The following is a 14,953-nucleotide window of genomic DNA, read 5'->3' as shown; positions in this document are numbered from 1 at the left end:
GATTTCCCGATATCGTGCGCATATGGAACACAGGGGACTCAAAATGGATCACGAGTATGTGGTGCTTGGCGGTGTCAATCGGGCGCAGATCGGAAAATATCTCGCCAGGACCGCGTCAGTGGTTTCAGGGATCTTGGTCTGGGCGCTCCTCGAAGCCGTAGACCTCGCAAAGGGGCTTGGGCTTGGCGCAAACCTGCCGCCCGTTATCCTCTCTCTAGCTGGTGCGGGCACGGTTTATACCGTTCTATACCTGATCTTCCGCCGCTGGATGTGGCGTGTGCCGCTCGTCGCAGGGTGGCTGAAGGTTGCGGATCTCTCGGGAACTTGGATCTGTGAGGGCCATCCATTTCCACGTCCTGACTCACTGGCCGTTGATTGGCAGGGAACCATGACGATCACCCAAGATTGGGACAAGGTGCGCATCCACCTCGACGCTGGGTTGTCCAAGTCCAACAGCGACGTTGCCGGACTCGTTTCCGACCCCATCGAAGGATTTGTTCTGCTTTACAGCTATCGCAACGACCCCAAGCCCGGCCGAACAGAGCTCAATGCGCATCGGGGGTTTGCAAAACTGGTCTTTGCTAAAGATCTTAAAACTGGCAAGGGCGACTATTTCAACGGTGACGGCCGCCACTCGTCGGGCACCCTCAAACTTCGGAGGCAGTAATGGCAAGAACCGTTGATCAGCGTATTGCCGCACTGAAAGCGCGACGCAGTGGCGAAGATCGAGTTAACCTCATGGCGCAGGATAGCGCTGCGCTGGCCAAGTACATAGAGAAGATTTGGAAGCAGGAGGCCTGGGAGACAAAAGCAACCAGCAAGCCCAACACTCGCTATGTTTTGGGTGCGATGCAGGAAGTCGACGCAGACTACACGCGCATCAGCATAGAGACCGCCCTGCGTGTAGCGAAGCAGCTAGGAAACCGCATCGAACGGTTCACGCTTGAGTTTCACCTACAAGGCTCCGTACCACTCAATGTGCACATTCGTGGCGTCAGCGATGTAGATCTTCTTACTCTTATCTCATCGCAATTTTTGAGCTACGACCCCAGCGGTCCGCGAGGAACATCAGGCGCCTACTACCCCACAACCCTAACTTCATTGCAGCAACTTAAAGACCTGCGCGCACAAGAAGAATCCGAGCTCGAAAGCGCCTTTCCAGCCGCGACAGTAGATAAGCGCGGGAGCAAAGCGATCAAGATCTCAGGCGGCTCTCTTCCCCGCTCAATTGATGTTGTGCCTTCCCATTGGTATGACTCTGCCGATTACCAACGTAGTGGAGCATTCCATGATCGGGGGGTCATCATCTTGGACAAGAAGAACAATGCCACGATGACTAACTACCCATTTAAGCACATCAAGGAAGTTTCAGATCGAGACCTTGTTGCCATGGGTTCTTTGAAGAAAGCCATTCGACTCATCAAGAATATCAAGGCAGACGCGGATCAGGACATCATGCTCACGAGCTTCGACCTTGCTGCCATCATGTTCCACGCCGACATGGCAGCTCTGCGGACCGGACATTCGTATGAGCTCGCCGTCTTAGCGGAGACTCAGCGCCATCTTGACGACCTGTATCATCGTCCCGATTACGCAAAGCTTTTACTCGTACCGGATGGGACGCGATTCATCTTTGACAGTCCAGCCAAGTGGAGCTCCTTGTTGACCCTTTCTTGTGAAGTAGACAGGCTACTTGAAGCCGTCGCAAACGAGAACAGCATCGGACTTCCTGCGAACAACCACAGCGAGCGGCGCCAACTCATTAGATCCGTTCACTTATGACCTTCCGGGCACTCGAGGTACGCATACTCCACTCGTAGTAGCCGCTGGTCGTTACCTTAAGGCAGCGGCCCATCAGTCAGACTGGGAACTCGTTGAGGCAACGTTCGATCACCTGATACCTCAGGATGATCCCTTTGCAAAGAACGCCGCCGCTTCTCGCAAAAGACCCCGTTCCTGCTTTACCCACGCCAACTCGCGCTTGATTCGAGTCAACTCTTCGTCACGTGGCGTTCCGCTGCCATCGAAGGCGGCCGATTCCGAGTTCTACGCCTCGCGCTTCCAGCGGGTCAGCAGACTGTCGCGGGTTCCAACTCCCGGGCCACCTAGGCGTAGCTGATGCCCGGTTGGCTCATCTCCTCCACCGCACCGCGCTTGAGCTCGGCACTGAACTTCCTACGTATTGACATGAACACTCCTCATGGCCGGAGTCGGCCTTCTTTTAACTGTCCATGAGAACGGGCGGAACCCCCAGCGGCGGGGCAAGGCGAACCCTACATTGGTGGCTCGCGGGGCTGCTGGACTACCTGTTCATCCCTCCCGCGCGGGCAGCAGTCAGAGTCAGGATCCCAAAGCCAGATCGGAAATCGCGTTTCAGATGTCGACGGGTTTCGACATGCCCCCTATCGTTGGAGCCACTTGAAGCCAGGAAGCACCGCAGTGTCTTTGAACAACGCCCAACTCAAATGTGAAGATTTTCTACAGGAGCAGATCCGCCGAAACGAGGCCGAAGACATCGTTCCTTCGGAAAGTGAGGTGGCTCGGAATATGCTCAGCCGAGGACTGGAACTTCGCTCGGTCTACCAGGAACTTGAGCGGTCCCTGGGTTTTGACGGCATTGAGTGGAAGGTATTTCTTGAGTTCTGCGTGCTCGCCACTGGAGCGCATTGGACGCCCGAGAAGAACATCGCCGATCGTTCAGCCCGCAAGCGCTTGGACAAAGTCAATGAGGCCATTGCTGGCCTGGCGGATCACATGGCGGAACTACTGGAAGAAAGGGAACAGATAAACAACCGCGGACCGTTCAGCAGTGACACCTTGTATCACCCTGTCGAAGTCATCGACCGGGCCAGCGAATGTAATGGGCATTACAAGTCTTTCCTGAAGGAAAGGCTGGAAAACCTCTGTCAGTTCGACCTGAAGTATTGGCCAAGCCTCTCGGAAATGATTCGGGCCATTGGGACTGACGCAGAGAATGCCAATGTGCACTCCCATGACCCCCGCTCGGCGGCCATGTCCCAGACCTCACGCCCGTCCGTGGCTGACTTTGTTCGAGCCATTGAAGAAGGGATCGCGGAGAATCAACACGCAGGCTTGAGTGGGCTTCCTGCGTCGTTCCGCTTGTCCGATGAATCGATCGCAACCTTGGCGAACGTGCTGTTGAACCTTCCCGCGGAGTCCGCCAAGGATGCCAAGTATGTGAAGAATATCCGAGAGCGAGATCGTCGACGGACCTAAGATGCGTTTCTATCGCAGCCTTCACAGCTGACAAGCACTGTCCGGCTTCGCGTCTGCTCAACCGACTTAGTCGCCCATCCAGCGTCACTGAGAGGGACATCCACGTCTCGTCCTCAAACACAGTGTGGGCGCGCCTTCGAAGCAGGACCTACAGACCGTTGTGTTCCTGATACCTCTTGGCTGCAACGTTTTAGGGCCTTCAGTCTCAGCACTAAATGAGACACCCTCCGACCTAGCTTGACCTCCAAGGCAGTTGGCTTATCGTATGAATATGCGCCCCCTACTGACCCCTGCCGATTGTTCCACGGGCACCTGGCTCCCGCCAGTGTCTTGGTACCAATCTCGCGTGCTTTGGCGCGAGGTGGGCCGCCGCTTGCCTCACCACCCGGAAGTTTTGGCCACGGCCAGGACGTTTTTGGAGATTGCTCTTGAAACAGGCGAACATGCCTGCTCGCCCCAATACCTGCATCGCTGGCGAGAACTCATTGAGCAAGGTATAGCAGCAGTCGTGGAGGTGCTCACCTCTGTAGACGACAATGAGGGCCAGGTGTTGCGCTCGTGCTCCCCTGCCCCCTTCCTGTCCTTGATTTCCGAGCAAGAGCGGAATCGATTGTTTGACTTGGTCAAGTGGGAAGTTCGAGCGCTGAGGCACAATGAAGCCAGAGCAGCTTGACCACGTCCTGCGCGCAGTCGATGAGGCAACCGGGCATGAGCACCGATTCCTACTGATCGGCAGCCAAGCCATTTTGGCTCATCTCGATCCTAGATATTTTTCGTCCGATGTTTTGTTCTTCTCCAGGGAAATCGACATCGCCCTGTTGGATGAACCGCAACGAGAGTCAGAAGCCGTTACGGACATCATCGACAAGAACTTCGGCGATGCCTCAATTTTTGACCGGACTTATGGCTACCATGCAGATGGCGTGGAAGTCGCCACAGCGATCCTAGCTCCTGGTTGGCGCGATAGGCTCATCCCATACCAATCAGGCGATGTCGCACGGGATACCTTTATGGCGCTTTCGTATGAGGACCTGCTGATCTCCAAGCTCTGTGCTGGCCGCGACAAGGACATCGATTTTGTCAAAGGCATGGCTGCCATTGGGCATCCCAGACTGTCGGAGGTCGAAAGGCTCCTAGAGACCCTTCCAGACTCCGCTAATAAGCACCGTGCGATGGCTTGGTGGAGTGCGTTTTCCGCCGTAAACGATCGCTAGAAGCCCCCTTAGAAGAGATCGTTGACTCAGTGGCAGGGTCAGCCGACTGCTTAGCCGCTCAGCGTTTCCTCGTAAACCGGATAGTCGGTGTCGCCCTTGATGCCGATCACCCCGTAGGACGCGCTGCGATCAGGTTCCGACAACGGCCATACACGCTCGTTAGCTGCTGGGGGTTGCCGTGCGATTCCCACAGTCAAAGCTGGGCCCAGTCGACGCCGCATAGGCCAGCGGCTCGTCCGAGTTGGACTGTTGGTAATCGTCCACCTTCGTCGAGATCGCTGAATCATAAGCAGGATCAACGTCCATTGCCTGTGACTCTTCGACTGGAGCCGCAGCTGCGGGAGCCATGGCTTGTGTTCGGGTCCGAACATTGGAGCTGATTGCCGCTCCAATGCCGATGAGATCTCCAGGAAGTACCTGGACCTCGACCAAGTGCTGTCCATTGACTGCCTGGGAGGTGTATTCAAGCCGCAGCTTGTAGACGTCCTGTCTGGGATTGTTAAAGGGGACGGTCAGATCGGCTTCGCAACTGTAGCGGCTGATCTTGCCGTCAAAGCTCGTCGGATGCGGAGTTCTTTAGCGAGCTATGCTGGGCCTATGGTCACCAAGCACCGGCCGAGTCAGCCCGTGTTGAGGGACCGGCTGCGCGACGGCGGACGGGTTTTCAAGGGGCGGTCCCGAACCAGCAAATTCTTTTCGACTAAGTAGCAATTGTGTGCGCAATTCCCTGCTGAGTGCCCTTGCTAATTTTCACTTAACTGGTTGGCTACGAGCACACACCAACCGAGACGCACATTGCTAGATCCACGAACCCAAATCACCGCGCTACTTCTGAGCGGCAGCTTCAATCCCACCGTCCATCGCACTCGCGAAGACCGCTTGAGAGACATTCAAGCCGCTCTAAAGCTCGCGGAGCGCGTCTTGGGCAGGTCTTCAGGAAAAAGCCCGATCCAACCCATCGATGCTCAGTTAACCGACGACGGGCACGCACCAACGACGGAGGAACCATGACTGATCCACAAACCCGAATCGCCGCGCTGGTTTTAAGCGGCACCATCGAACGAGCGGCTCAGCGCACTCAGAAAGAGCGCTCAGATGATGTACGAGTGGCCTTGGAGATCGCCGCCGAGGTTTTACGCCAAAGAGCAGGTGGAAACCCAGTCGATCTCATTCACGACGGACCGCGCGTCCAGCCACGGTCCGCCCCCACAACTAAGGAACGCGTGGAGGTCAAAGAGGATCTGGCTCCCTTGGACCAACTGCTCGCCGATCGGCGGGGAATCAGCCCGCCGGCCAAGCCGCCAACGACCAAGCGGCCAACGCTTCATTGAACATCCAAAGCCCCCGCCACAGCGGGGGCTTTTCATTCCTATCAGTGAAGCTTAGGCCGAGGCCTGGCTTGCTGCGTGGATGCAGTCAGCTCTGCGGAGACTCCCGTTTCATCGAGCAGAGCGTCTAACCCATCCAGGGCCACCTTGCTGCTGGCTTCCAACTCTGTCACGGCGGCCGACAGCTGATCCGCACAGGCCTCTTCCTGGCCGTCCTCAATCTTCGCACGGGCTTTCCTCAGGGCATCCAAGCGCTGCTCGACAGCTGCCAAACGACGTCCGCGACGCCGGACCCAGGCCACCAGTGCAGGGCCTGTCGGTCGGGGCTGTTGTTCGACAAAATCCTCCAAGGACCGCTCCGCGCGCGTCAAAAGCGATGCTGCCCGCCGTTCGGCCTCTACCCGTCGCAGCCACTCCGTCGCTCGTCGCCTCACGGCGGCCAAGCCTCGTAGCGCTCGCTGGATATCCTTGCGCACCCTTTTCCCCACGCCCCCATTGCGAACGGTCAAATCCAGGCGACGTAGAAGCAGGCGCGTGGACCGAAGCGCGTCCTCAAGCCCAGCCGCCACCAGGTCACGCCAAAGTCCATATGCGCTATCCATCAGGGATTGCAGCGATGGTTGGGGTGCATCGGGAAGAGTGCGAGTGGCCAGAATTCCTCGCCGACCGAATCCCTTTACGTCCTCGATGTAGCTTTGGCCCGATTTCGGCCCCAACTCGACACGGTTCGGCGGAATCGACGCATGTCCATGGGCATGGTCTGTGTCCGTCGCTGCTCTCTCAAACCGTATCGCTGTCTGATGCACAGCCCTCTGATTGTCCGCAACGATGCTGGCCAATGCGTTGCCAACCTCGGTCTCCACGCCTCGTCGCTCCAATGCTGAGACCTGCTGGCCCAGGTGGATCGTTGGGCGCCGTCCCAGAATTGCTGCCGCGACGATGTCTCCGCGCTCAAGGGCGTCCTCGGCTTGCGCTTCCAAACTTCGATGATCGACGGACACTGGGATCTCGGCAGCGGCCAGGTGCTGGTTTGTCAGCTGGGCCACCATCGCCCGGAGCCACTCCACTTCGCTGCGCCCCGAGGGTCCACCGTCGAGCTCGCGCGTTTTGTCGGCAAGCCCTTCGGCGTCCAAGCGGCGGGTGGTAGCGAGGATGTGCACATGCCAATTGAGTCCGTCGTTGCTGCCCGGCGAGTGGATGCTGGCTTGGACTGCAAAGCCGTAGCGATCAACCAATGCCCGGGCGATGTCCGCCGTCAGGGCAGAGCGCTGCGGCCCGTCGAGCTCGTGCGGCAGCGCGATCTCAAACTCGCGCGCTACGGTCGCGTCTTTTCGCTTCTCTGCCGCTTCGGCCGCTTGCCAGAGCTTGGCGGCGTCGAGAGACCAGTCGGGCGCTTTCAAGGGCACCACCCAGCGACTCTCGACCACGCCCCCTCTGCGGGAGTAGTCGTGCCGCGCTCCCGTGCGCTCGTCGACGAGCGAGAGTCCGGCCCGGTAGGCAGCAGCGGCAACGGCCGAATGGCCTTTGGCACGGGAGAAGGTTTTGACACGGGTGTGGTAGATCGCCATGCAGAGAGCTCCAATTCTTTGAGCTCTTTATGCCTTTGAATTTGCCGTTGGCAAGTCGCAAAGCGGCTTGGGGTTCAAGGGGCGAAGCCCTTTGCGCACGCATCACTTGTGATGCCTAAGTGCGCTTTTCGCTCTTTGCTTTTGCATCTTCCTTTTCTGATTTTCTGAATTGCTTCAAGTGCAAAAGCGGTGTCGCCATCAAAAGTTGACGGATGAGAAATCATTGCTTCACTGAGACAGACTTCACCAGGAGAAGATCATGTCATCCACCAATCACTACCGAGATCAGATCCAAAGGGCCACCTATCGGCTGGCCCAGCTTCAAGCCAAAGAGCTTCTGGCGCATCAGCGGCAGGATGCCAGGGAGAAGGCCATCAAGCGCCGCGACGACGCCAAGCGCAGGCGACAAGTGGCCGAACTCGTTTTCCTCGCCGGGGCCCAGAACCTGCCAGACAACGAGATCGTCGCAGCCCTGCAGCGGCACCTGCTTACGGTGAACGAAACACGCCTCTCACCGCCCCACTGATCATCCCAGCTCACTCGTACGGCCATCAACGTCAAGGCCTGGGGCATGCACTCCAGTGCCCTGAACGCCAATGCTGAATGGGCGAAACGCTGGCCATTCCAGTGCCTCGCCCAGTCCTCGCTATGCGCGTCTCAAGTGGGGTGGGCGAGCTACACTGCCCCAAAGGAAGCGCCAAAGGCAGGGGGCCACATGGCGAGAAGGAAGCAGACCGCAGGCGGCTGGATCGTCGCAATCCTGGTCGTCATAGCATCGGTGCCAAAGGAAGTCTGGATCGGATTGGGGATCGTCGCCTCATTGCTGATCATCGTCCGCCGTGCGAGGCCCGTGAGGCGGGTCCTTTGACCTAAACTTGTTAGGACTCTCAGTTCGCCTGACAGCCTTTAGCACTACGTCCTTAAGGTCTTCAGACAGGCTTGGAACCTTTTTCAGAGCTTCACGGAACATTGGCGACGCGAAAAACTCCGCATAAGGGCTTCCATGATCAGTCTCCGCCATGAAACGTAACGGCTCTTGGTCAAGGTGGCGGAGCGCCGACCCAAATAGGTCCTTTTCAAATTCCGGATCGATTCGTGAGGCTTCGCGACGGTAGCCCTCATAGGCCGTCGCAAGGGACGCTTTAAATGAGTAGTCTTCCGCTAGGCGAAAGCGCTGCGCTATTTGACGCGTCGCCAGCCAAGCCACCCACAGTGGCGCGGCAAGGGAAAGCGTCCCAAGGGCGACCTGAACCCAGATCAATGACATGAACTGCTGGCTTGTCGGGTCCTTTGTGAGTTCGGAGATTGCTTGGACTCTGAGGTAGCCAAGGTACGCGCCAGCGCCGAGTGCACCGATCAAAAGGCCGACCCACCACCTAACCGATACCCGAAGCGCGTTAGCCCTGCTATTGAAAGCCTCAGCGAGCGCATGACTGGTTGTGGCGCGATACACGGCCTCGATCCCGTCCAGTACCCTCTTGGCTTCAACCTCTAACGCCTCCATCCGGGTGAAAGACGACGCAGCACCATCTGCTGCAGCTTTCGACTTCGACGCTGCCTCAACTGCAGACTGATGTGCTGCTGCAACGTCCTTGCGTGCGTTAGCAATCATTTCAGCATCGACCGGAAGATCCCCGATCAGCTGAGCCCCCTGCCTGATCTCGTCCAACTGGTCTTGGAGAGCCTCTCGATCCACAACAATGGCATCCAATGCCTTCTTGGTCAGCTTCAGCTGACGCCGCAGCCGACCTGGCAGCGTCTCTGGATCGGGCTCGGCCCACACGCCAGTTGGAAAAAGAGTGCGCTCCCACTGATTGAACGTCTCAAAGAACGCCCAACCTGCCTGACCTATGTTACCGCCCGAAAGATTGCCCAGATTGCTAGTCAGTATGGTGAGCTGGGTGGGAAGGCTGGCGATCAAGTCCGCTTGATCTTGCTCGTCGGGGTCAGTCTCATCGAAAGCGAGATCCGCATCCCTGATACGCTGAGCCAACCGCGCCGGAACGGCGGCAATCTCCTGTGGCGTGAGTGCAGGCGCCATCCAACCGATCTGCTGCTGGAGCGGGTTGGTCACGCCATTAAACGTCCGCTCCACCGCAGAAGTAAATTCATCCAGAGCAGTGCACGCTGCTTCGACTTGCTGGTCCATGGATAGCCCCCCATCCGTATTCAGCGCATTGTAGACGCAGATTATGCTGCCTGCGCAAGGCTCGGCCTGCGATCCGCACCTTCAAGAGCTCATGCGGACCCGCAAATCTCGTTCGGTGGACGCGTCCGAAGCACTGGACCAAGGTAGCGACGTAGACCCACTCGAAAATGCCAGCAGCCTAGACCTCGATCGCAACGCAATCCGTTTCGATGCGGCCCCAAAGATAGGCGTGATTTCATGTTCTGACCTGCCCTCTGGCCACCAAGGGTTGCATGGCTTCCGCGACAGAGCGCTGGAAGGGCGAATTCTTGCCGGCATACTGGGCCGCCAGCCAGGCCGCGTCCGCCCCGTCCTGGCCCACTTGCGCCACGGTCGGCCAGCCACGGGCCGCAACAGTGGACTTCAGCCGAGGGGCGTGCACCGCATCGACGGCCCTGAGCACCCTCTCCTCGCCCTCGGCGGTCAGTGGGAGTTCCCGCACCGCCTGACCGGCATCCCTCATCCGAGGGAGCTCACCGCGCAGCTCGGGCTCAGTGGGCGTCCCACCGCTGGCTCCCAGCGGCACGAAGAGGATCGCAATCACTAACAATGGACAGAGTCGTCGCGCCACAGCTCCACTTCCAAGGTAATTTCTCAGCCATCAGTTGGCCGCACCGTTTAACAGCCGTACAGAACTAAACTAACCTCTCAGAGGGAGCTGTTAGCTTATAGAAATTAAACAGTACAGTAATGACTGCGATTCAACACTACTTATCTCCACGCAAACCATTGATTTTCAAGAACTGAAGCACGCAACTTCCTGCGTAATTTTCTTTTCCTGAAGAAGCAGTAATGGGCACTCACAATAGATGCCTACGGTCGGTACGCAGCCGACCCATTTCCATTGACGATTGCTGAGGCTGGTTTATCTGTACTTCCATCGAAACGATGGAAGCCCCCAATGCCGTTGACTCAGCCCCCGAGCCCCCTCCAATCCTACCTGGACGATCCCAACGGCTCGCTGGAGATGTTTGACATCCGCGTCGGCAGGTTTCGGATAGGAAAGCTGGTGGTCACCGGCCGAGAGGCCGCGATCCAGGCCCAGGAGATTCTCAACGCCGCCTATGAGCGCACCCGCCGCACACGCTCGACCAAGAATGGCACCCGGTATCCCGAACCGCTGCCCGTGGGCACACCTGGGCGAACACTCTCCGTAGAGATTGACGACTACATCCGCAATCGCGGCGACTACAGCTGCCTGGCCAGAGAGACAGTCGAAGCAACCTCTCGCACCCTTCGGCTGCTTCTAATGACGTGCGGGGACATCCCTGTCACCCGCATCGACCACGCTCACATCTACAAGTTGTGGGACCTCATTCGCTGGGCCCCAGACCGCCTGCTCTCCGATCCTGAGTACCGCAGGTTCACCTACGACCAAGCGGTCGCGCGCGGAAAGCAACTCAACGTGTCCCCACCAGCCCCGGCCACGCTTGAGAAGCACAGGCGCTTCCTGTCGACCTTCTTCAAGAAGCTTGAGAAATCGAAGGCCATCGGTGCCTCTCCGATGGTCGCCTTCGACGAGATCAAGAAAGACCTGGTCGTGGATCCGAATAGGCCCGAGCGTCTGTTTGACGATGCAGAGCTCAAGCGCATTTTCGACCCGCAGACCTATGTTCCATGGGCCTGTAAATACCCCCACCGCTGGTGGCTCCCCATCCTCGGGCTCTGCACGGGGGCGCGCATCAACGAGATCGCCCAGCTCAAACTGGCAGACGTGGTGCAAGAGGCCGGCGTCTGGTGCATCCGGATCCAGAAGACCGTCGATCCCGACCTGGCGCACAAGACCCGCAACCGAAGCCGTCAGCGCCTGAAAGGGAAGGCAGCCATTCGTACCCTTCCCGTCCCCACCCCAGTGCTCAATGCGGGCTTCCTCGATTTCGTGGCCGATATCCGGGCATGCGGTCATCCCCGGTTGTTCCCCCACCTGACCGCCGGCGTGAACCGCAAGACAGGCGAATCCAACCAGCGCTACAGCCAAGCGGCGCTCAACCAGTTCAGCACCTACCTGAAGGGCCTAGGCTTCGGAAAGGGAATCGGGCTGCACGCGTTCCGGCACACCATCGCTACAGAGCTTCACCACAAGGGCGTGCCCGACGAAGACATTGCTTTGCTTACCGGCCACAGCATCAGTAAGAAGGTCCCGGTGCTGCATGAGGCTTACTTCCACAAGAAGCCCGAGCTCGCGCGAAGGAAACAGATCGACCTTTTGGCCCGCTACGCACCACCGGTGGAGCTGCCGATCTACAAGAGGGGGCAATTTGCAAAGCAGCTGAGCGACCCTGAGAAGTTCTATCCCTGAGTCGAGAGATTGTCATGAAAGCCAAAGCGGCCGGATTCCCACCAGCCGGAGCTAGACTCCCATGCTCCTTCGGTTTGATGCCCGTGCAGACGCTAACGCGGTTTTGGATTGCTGCGAACGGAGCTCTGCCGCAAGCGAAGGCAGTTCGATCATGTCGTGCCCAGGGGGCCCAACCCACAGTTGAATCAGACAGGGCAGCCCGGACAGCGCACCCAGCACCCAGGGGGTCCATGCATTCCAAATTGTGAGCTGGCTGAGGGTCGAAGTGGGCAAGTACCCGTCGGCGATCACCAGTACGACCCCGACCCACCCTGCCTGGACAACAGACTGCCAGCGCTTGAGAGCTCTCCGCCGCTCAGCGATTTGGCGCTCCACCGGCTCCCGACGGGCTGCGTCGGGCTCCTGAGCCAGCCAGCGTTCTGCGTCGACGCGGGTCACATGGCGCTGTCGGCTGGGTTGGCGCGGCCTGGGAGACACGTGCAGCCAAGACTGTATGAGACCTGTGATCCAATTCAGCAGCTCCATCGCGACGATCCAAGTGCCAGGACCAAGGACCTGCACCACTGCACCGTAGACGAGGATCACCGCCAAGTACACGAACGGTTGATCGCCCGAGGCTGACCTCCCCTCCCAAACGCCACTGCCCAGCAATAGCGTGAAGATCACATCCGCTACCAGGACAAGTCCAAACAAGCGGAGCAGCCAACCGCCATTGTGCGCCTTGTCCGTGAGATCCCATGCAACCTTGTTCACGTCCAAATTCACTCTCCCTGCGGGACGCTAGATGATCGATGACACCGGTCAAGCGCTCACCGGTCAATCATGACCTCAGTTTCCATCAACGCCCATGACGACGACAAGTCCCGTCACTGCTTTTTCCCTTTGTAGATACCAACAGGGCATTTGCAACCAGGCCGCCATCACTGGAAGTGCAGCGAGGCGAAGCCAATCGCCCCCTGCGACCCTGCCAAACAACTAAAGGCATCGGACTTGATTACGGGCAAACAACGTCAAGCCAAGACTTGGGATGTACCGTCGCTGTAGATCATATTCGAGGCGACGAATTTGATCTGCATGTCATGAAGATCGGTGGTCAGCATCCACTGGTGCTCGGGCATGAACTGATTGAAGGTGAATCCAATGCCAGGGTTGGCAAGAGGCCGCCCCGGATTCATGGGAGAGTTCACGGTCACATTCAGCCGGAACTTCACTTCACCGAACAAGTCCATGAACTCAATGGCTCCCTTGACTGCACGGGTGGGCTTGGATTCTTCGGAAAGCGTGTAAACGCAATCAAACCAGATGTGGTCCTCGTAGTCACCGTGGTCGTATCGCTTGTTCGAGACCGCAATCGACACCACGGACTCTTCTGCCTGACGCATTCCGGAGGAATTATCAGTGGCCCCAGCTGCTGGCACGGCATGTCTTGCCTCGAGCAAGGCCAAACGCCGTTCAATCTCTGCAAATCGCTCTTCCATGTCGCTCATGCATCCCCCTGTTGTCATCCAGATATGAGCCGAGCCCAGTCCGGCCCCTGCATTTGCGAAGGCCACGTACCACCGACCATCGCGCCATCATATTAGGCACGCGGCGTTTCGGCAGCAAGACTGCAAAGTCCCAATGTGCCCCTTTGCCTACTACGTTAGGCTACGCATTGGAAATCCGTCAAAAATCCCCTATTCGCTTAAGGTCCCACAGTGAGAAAGAAGCGGCGCCAAGTTGCAGAAGGCAACCTCCGGCAACAAGGTCAGGCCTACACTGCGGCCAGGACGAACGAAACAGGGACAGATAGCAAGCCACGCACCGGTTCGGGGGTGGGCAGCGCTATTGCGGCTACAGCCGGCAGCCTGCTCGCGATCGCCACAATTCTTGGATTTCTCCTCCATTTTGCGGGGGATGTATCCCAGACCACCTACCTGACCCAGCTTGGGCTTGAGCCAACCTCCTTCCCTCAGCCAGTCGATGCCAAGGTCATACATGGGGTCTACGTCGTGGCCTCGGAAGGCTCCGAGCTTTTCAAGGATGTGCCTTGGCCAAAGGTTGTCACCCTTCTCCTCCTCGCCACTGGCTTCTTTGTCATCACCTGGGCGCCAGCAAAGCCTGATACAAGGCTGAGGGATTGGCTGATGCGACGATCCTATTGGGTGCGACAGCCCATCGTTGTGCTTTCTACGCTCATCGGAGTGGCGGTCACGGGCGTCTGCGCAGCTGCTCTCCTTTCCATTGCCTCCACCATTCCTGGCATCGCTGGCGAGCGATTTGGCTCAGCGAAAGCGGCAAGGGTTTCTGACCAGCTCAGGACAGGCAGCCCCTCCAAGCTGACCGAGATCTGGAGAGGGGAGCACTTGCTTGGGAGGGGGGAGATCATCATCACCAGCAGCGAGGTAGTCGCTTGGTATGACAGCGATCAAAAGGCACTGCGGACCATCAAGACTGAAGGGATCGAGCTACGGGCACCACTTGGACCGCCCAACGCTGTCCACTGACGCCCTGTCGCTCCTGTGGCAGATCCGGCGCTAGGGCGCGATTGGATATCCGGACCCCTCCCTGCGCCCAATCTCACAGCCCCCGACTCCACGACCCAGTTGGATTCTGCGACGGGCACCATGCCCAACAATTCGCTTCCATCCGCCTTTACAACTACGCTAGGCCAGTCTAATCAAGGATCGCCCCGTGGTCATAAACGTCAACGGCCTCTCGGCCAAAGAACTCAAATCACTGATTGCCCAAGCGGAAAAGCAGCAGGCCAAAGTAATGACACGCCCCAAGGCTGCGGCCATGCGGGCAAAGATCAACAAGTACGTCAAAGACCACGGTTACACGATTGAGGAGCTCTACGGAGATCTTTCAAGTCCAGCTTCAGGAAGGACCAAGAAGCCATCAGGCCGGAAGCCGGCGAGGTCGGGCGGCAGCAAAGTAGCGCCCAAGTACCGAAACCCGGCCAACCCAAATGAGACTTGGTCGGGGCGAGGCCGGCAACCGAGATGGCTGGCGGCGTTGGTTGAAAAGGGCAAGTCAGCGAGCGATTTTCTGATCAAATGAGTGCCAAGTCGGTGGCCTGACTCAACGCGGTTTCCGCATACCGCTGGAACCGCGGCTTCCCAGCACGCTCGCTTGAC

General features: G+C 58.2%; 12 protein-coding genes and 1 pseudogene. 9 read left to right on the top strand and 4 right to left on the bottom strand.

The window, feature by feature from the left end; translation table 11 throughout:
* Positions 1–43 precede the first annotated feature (43 nt).
* Both QP512_RS06130 and QP512_RS06125 read left to right on the top strand, forming a co-directional pair.
* A complete protein-coding gene (locus tag QP512_RS06130; protein ID WP_019659212.1) occupies positions 44–667 on the top strand; it encodes a hypothetical protein in 624 nt (207 codons plus the stop codon).
* Positions 667–1,782 carry a hypothetical protein gene (locus QP512_RS06125; RefSeq protein WP_286071353.1) on the top strand — a complete coding sequence of 372 codons (1,116 nt, stop codon included), beginning with the start codon at positions 667–669 and terminating at the stop codon, positions 1,780–1,782. The genes QP512_RS06130 and QP512_RS06125 overlap by 1 nt, the downstream gene beginning before the upstream one ends.
* On the opposite strand, the pseudogene QP512_RS06120 reads toward QP512_RS06125, so the two are convergent.
* Positions 1,766–2,189: pseudogene (locus tag QP512_RS06120) on the bottom strand (transposase); the annotation flags it as partial. The gene QP512_RS06125 and the pseudogene QP512_RS06120 sit on opposite strands and share 17 nt — an antisense overlap.
* 250 nt (positions 2,190–2,439) lie before the next feature.
* Between QP512_RS06120 and QP512_RS06115 the strand changes: the two are divergent.
* The 3 genes from QP512_RS06115 to QP512_RS06105 all read left to right on the top strand — a co-directional run bounded on the left by QP512_RS06115 (position 2,440) and on the right by QP512_RS06105 (position 5,782).
* Positions 2,440–3,237 (top strand): hypothetical protein, encoded by a 798-nt coding sequence (locus QP512_RS06115; RefSeq protein WP_286071352.1) that lies wholly within the window; start codon positions 2,440–2,442, stop codon positions 3,235–3,237.
* Between the two features lie 653 nt (positions 3,238–3,890).
* Positions 3,891–4,451 carry a DUF6036 family nucleotidyltransferase gene (locus QP512_RS06110; protein ID WP_286071351.1) on the top strand — a complete coding sequence of 187 codons (561 nt, stop codon included), beginning with the start codon at positions 3,891–3,893 and terminating at the stop codon, positions 4,449–4,451.
* A 1,007-nt stretch (positions 4,452–5,458) separates the two neighbouring features.
* Positions 5,459–5,782, top strand: a complete 324-nt coding sequence (locus tag QP512_RS06105; RefSeq protein ID WP_286071350.1) for a hypothetical protein — start codon at positions 5,459–5,461, stop codon at positions 5,780–5,782.
* 41 nt (positions 5,783–5,823) lie between these two features.
* Here QP512_RS06105 and mobQ read toward each other — a convergent pair whose 3' ends face one another.
* Entirely contained in the window at positions 5,824–7,347 is a 1,524-nt protein-coding gene (gene mobQ / locus QP512_RS06100; protein ID WP_088610901.1) for a MobQ family relaxase, read from the bottom strand.
* 259 nt (positions 7,348–7,606) lie between these two features.
* Between mobQ and QP512_RS06095 the strand changes: the two genes are divergently transcribed.
* The gene (locus QP512_RS06095; protein WP_286071349.1) at positions 7,607–7,873 is read left to right on the top strand and encodes a hypothetical protein; all 267 of its coding nucleotides are present in this window, start codon (positions 7,607–7,609) and stop codon (positions 7,871–7,873) included.
* A 291-nt stretch (positions 7,874–8,164) separates the two neighbouring features.
* Here QP512_RS06095 and QP512_RS06090 read toward each other — a convergent pair whose 3' ends face one another.
* Positions 8,165–9,496, bottom strand: coding sequence for a hypothetical protein (locus QP512_RS06090; protein WP_100434289.1), 1,332 nt, complete (start codon positions 9,494–9,496; stop codon positions 8,165–8,167).
* A 940-nt stretch (positions 9,497–10,436) separates the two neighbouring features.
* Here QP512_RS06090 and QP512_RS06085 point away from each other — a divergent pair.
* Entirely contained in the window at positions 10,437–11,834 is a 1,398-nt protein-coding gene (locus QP512_RS06085; RefSeq protein ID WP_286071348.1) for a site-specific integrase, read from the top strand.
* 1,010 nt (positions 11,835–12,844) lie between these two features.
* Here QP512_RS06085 and QP512_RS06080 read toward each other — a convergent pair.
* Positions 12,845–13,321, bottom strand: a complete 477-nt coding sequence (locus tag QP512_RS06080; protein ID WP_286071347.1) for a hypothetical protein — start codon at positions 13,319–13,321, stop codon at positions 12,845–12,847.
* Positions 13,322–13,648: 327 nt separating this feature from the next.
* Between QP512_RS06080 and QP512_RS06075 the strand changes: the two genes are divergently transcribed.
* Positions 13,649–14,320, top strand: a complete 672-nt coding sequence (locus QP512_RS06075) for a hypothetical protein (RefSeq protein WP_286071346.1) — start codon at positions 13,649–13,651, stop codon at positions 14,318–14,320.
* A 187-nt stretch (positions 14,321–14,507) separates the two neighbouring features.
* Positions 14,508–14,876: an H-NS histone family protein gene (locus QP512_RS06070; protein ID WP_080393013.1), complete on the top strand. Its 369-nt coding sequence runs from the start codon at positions 14,508–14,510 to the stop codon at positions 14,874–14,876.
* Positions 14,877–14,953: the final 77 nt, after the last annotated feature.

The sequence above is a fragment of the Stenotrophomonas sp. 57 genome (assembly GCF_030291075.1).
Classification (GTDB): domain Bacteria; phylum Pseudomonadota; class Gammaproteobacteria; order Xanthomonadales; family Xanthomonadaceae; genus Stenotrophomonas.
The sequence above is the reverse complement of the archived record's forward strand: the minus strand, read 5'-3'. Positions and strand labels throughout refer to the sequence as shown.

Excerpts from the sequence above, each read along its gene's own strand:
- QP512_RS06105 (WP_286071350.1), top strand. The coding sequence starts at position 5,459 with ATGACTGATCCACAAACCCGAATCGCCGCGCTGGTTTTAAGCGGCACC.
- QP512_RS06130 (WP_019659212.1), top strand. The coding sequence starts at position 44 with ATGGATCACGAGTATGTGGTGCTTGGCGGTGTCAATCGGGCGCAGATC.
- QP512_RS06095 (WP_286071349.1), top strand. The coding sequence starts at position 7,607 with ATGTCATCCACCAATCACTACCGAGATCAGATCCAAAGGGCCACCTAT.
- QP512_RS06080 (WP_286071347.1), bottom strand. The coding sequence starts at position 13,321 with ATGAGCGACATGGAAGAGCGATTTGCAGAGATTGAACGGCGTTTGGCC.
- QP512_RS06125 (WP_286071353.1), top strand. The coding sequence starts at position 667 with ATGGCAAGAACCGTTGATCAGCGTATTGCCGCACTGAAAGCGCGACGC.
- mobQ (WP_088610901.1), bottom strand. The coding sequence starts at position 7,347 with ATGGCGATCTACCACACCCGTGTCAAAACCTTCTCCCGTGCCAAAGGC.
- QP512_RS06085 (WP_286071348.1), top strand. The coding sequence starts at position 10,437 with ATGCCGTTGACTCAGCCCCCGAGCCCCCTCCAATCCTACCTGGACGAT.
- QP512_RS06110 (WP_286071351.1), top strand. The coding sequence starts at position 3,891 with ATGAAGCCAGAGCAGCTTGACCACGTCCTGCGCGCAGTCGATGAGGCA.
- QP512_RS06090 (WP_100434289.1), bottom strand. The coding sequence starts at position 9,496 with ATGGACCAGCAAGTCGAAGCAGCGTGCACTGCTCTGGATGAATTTACT.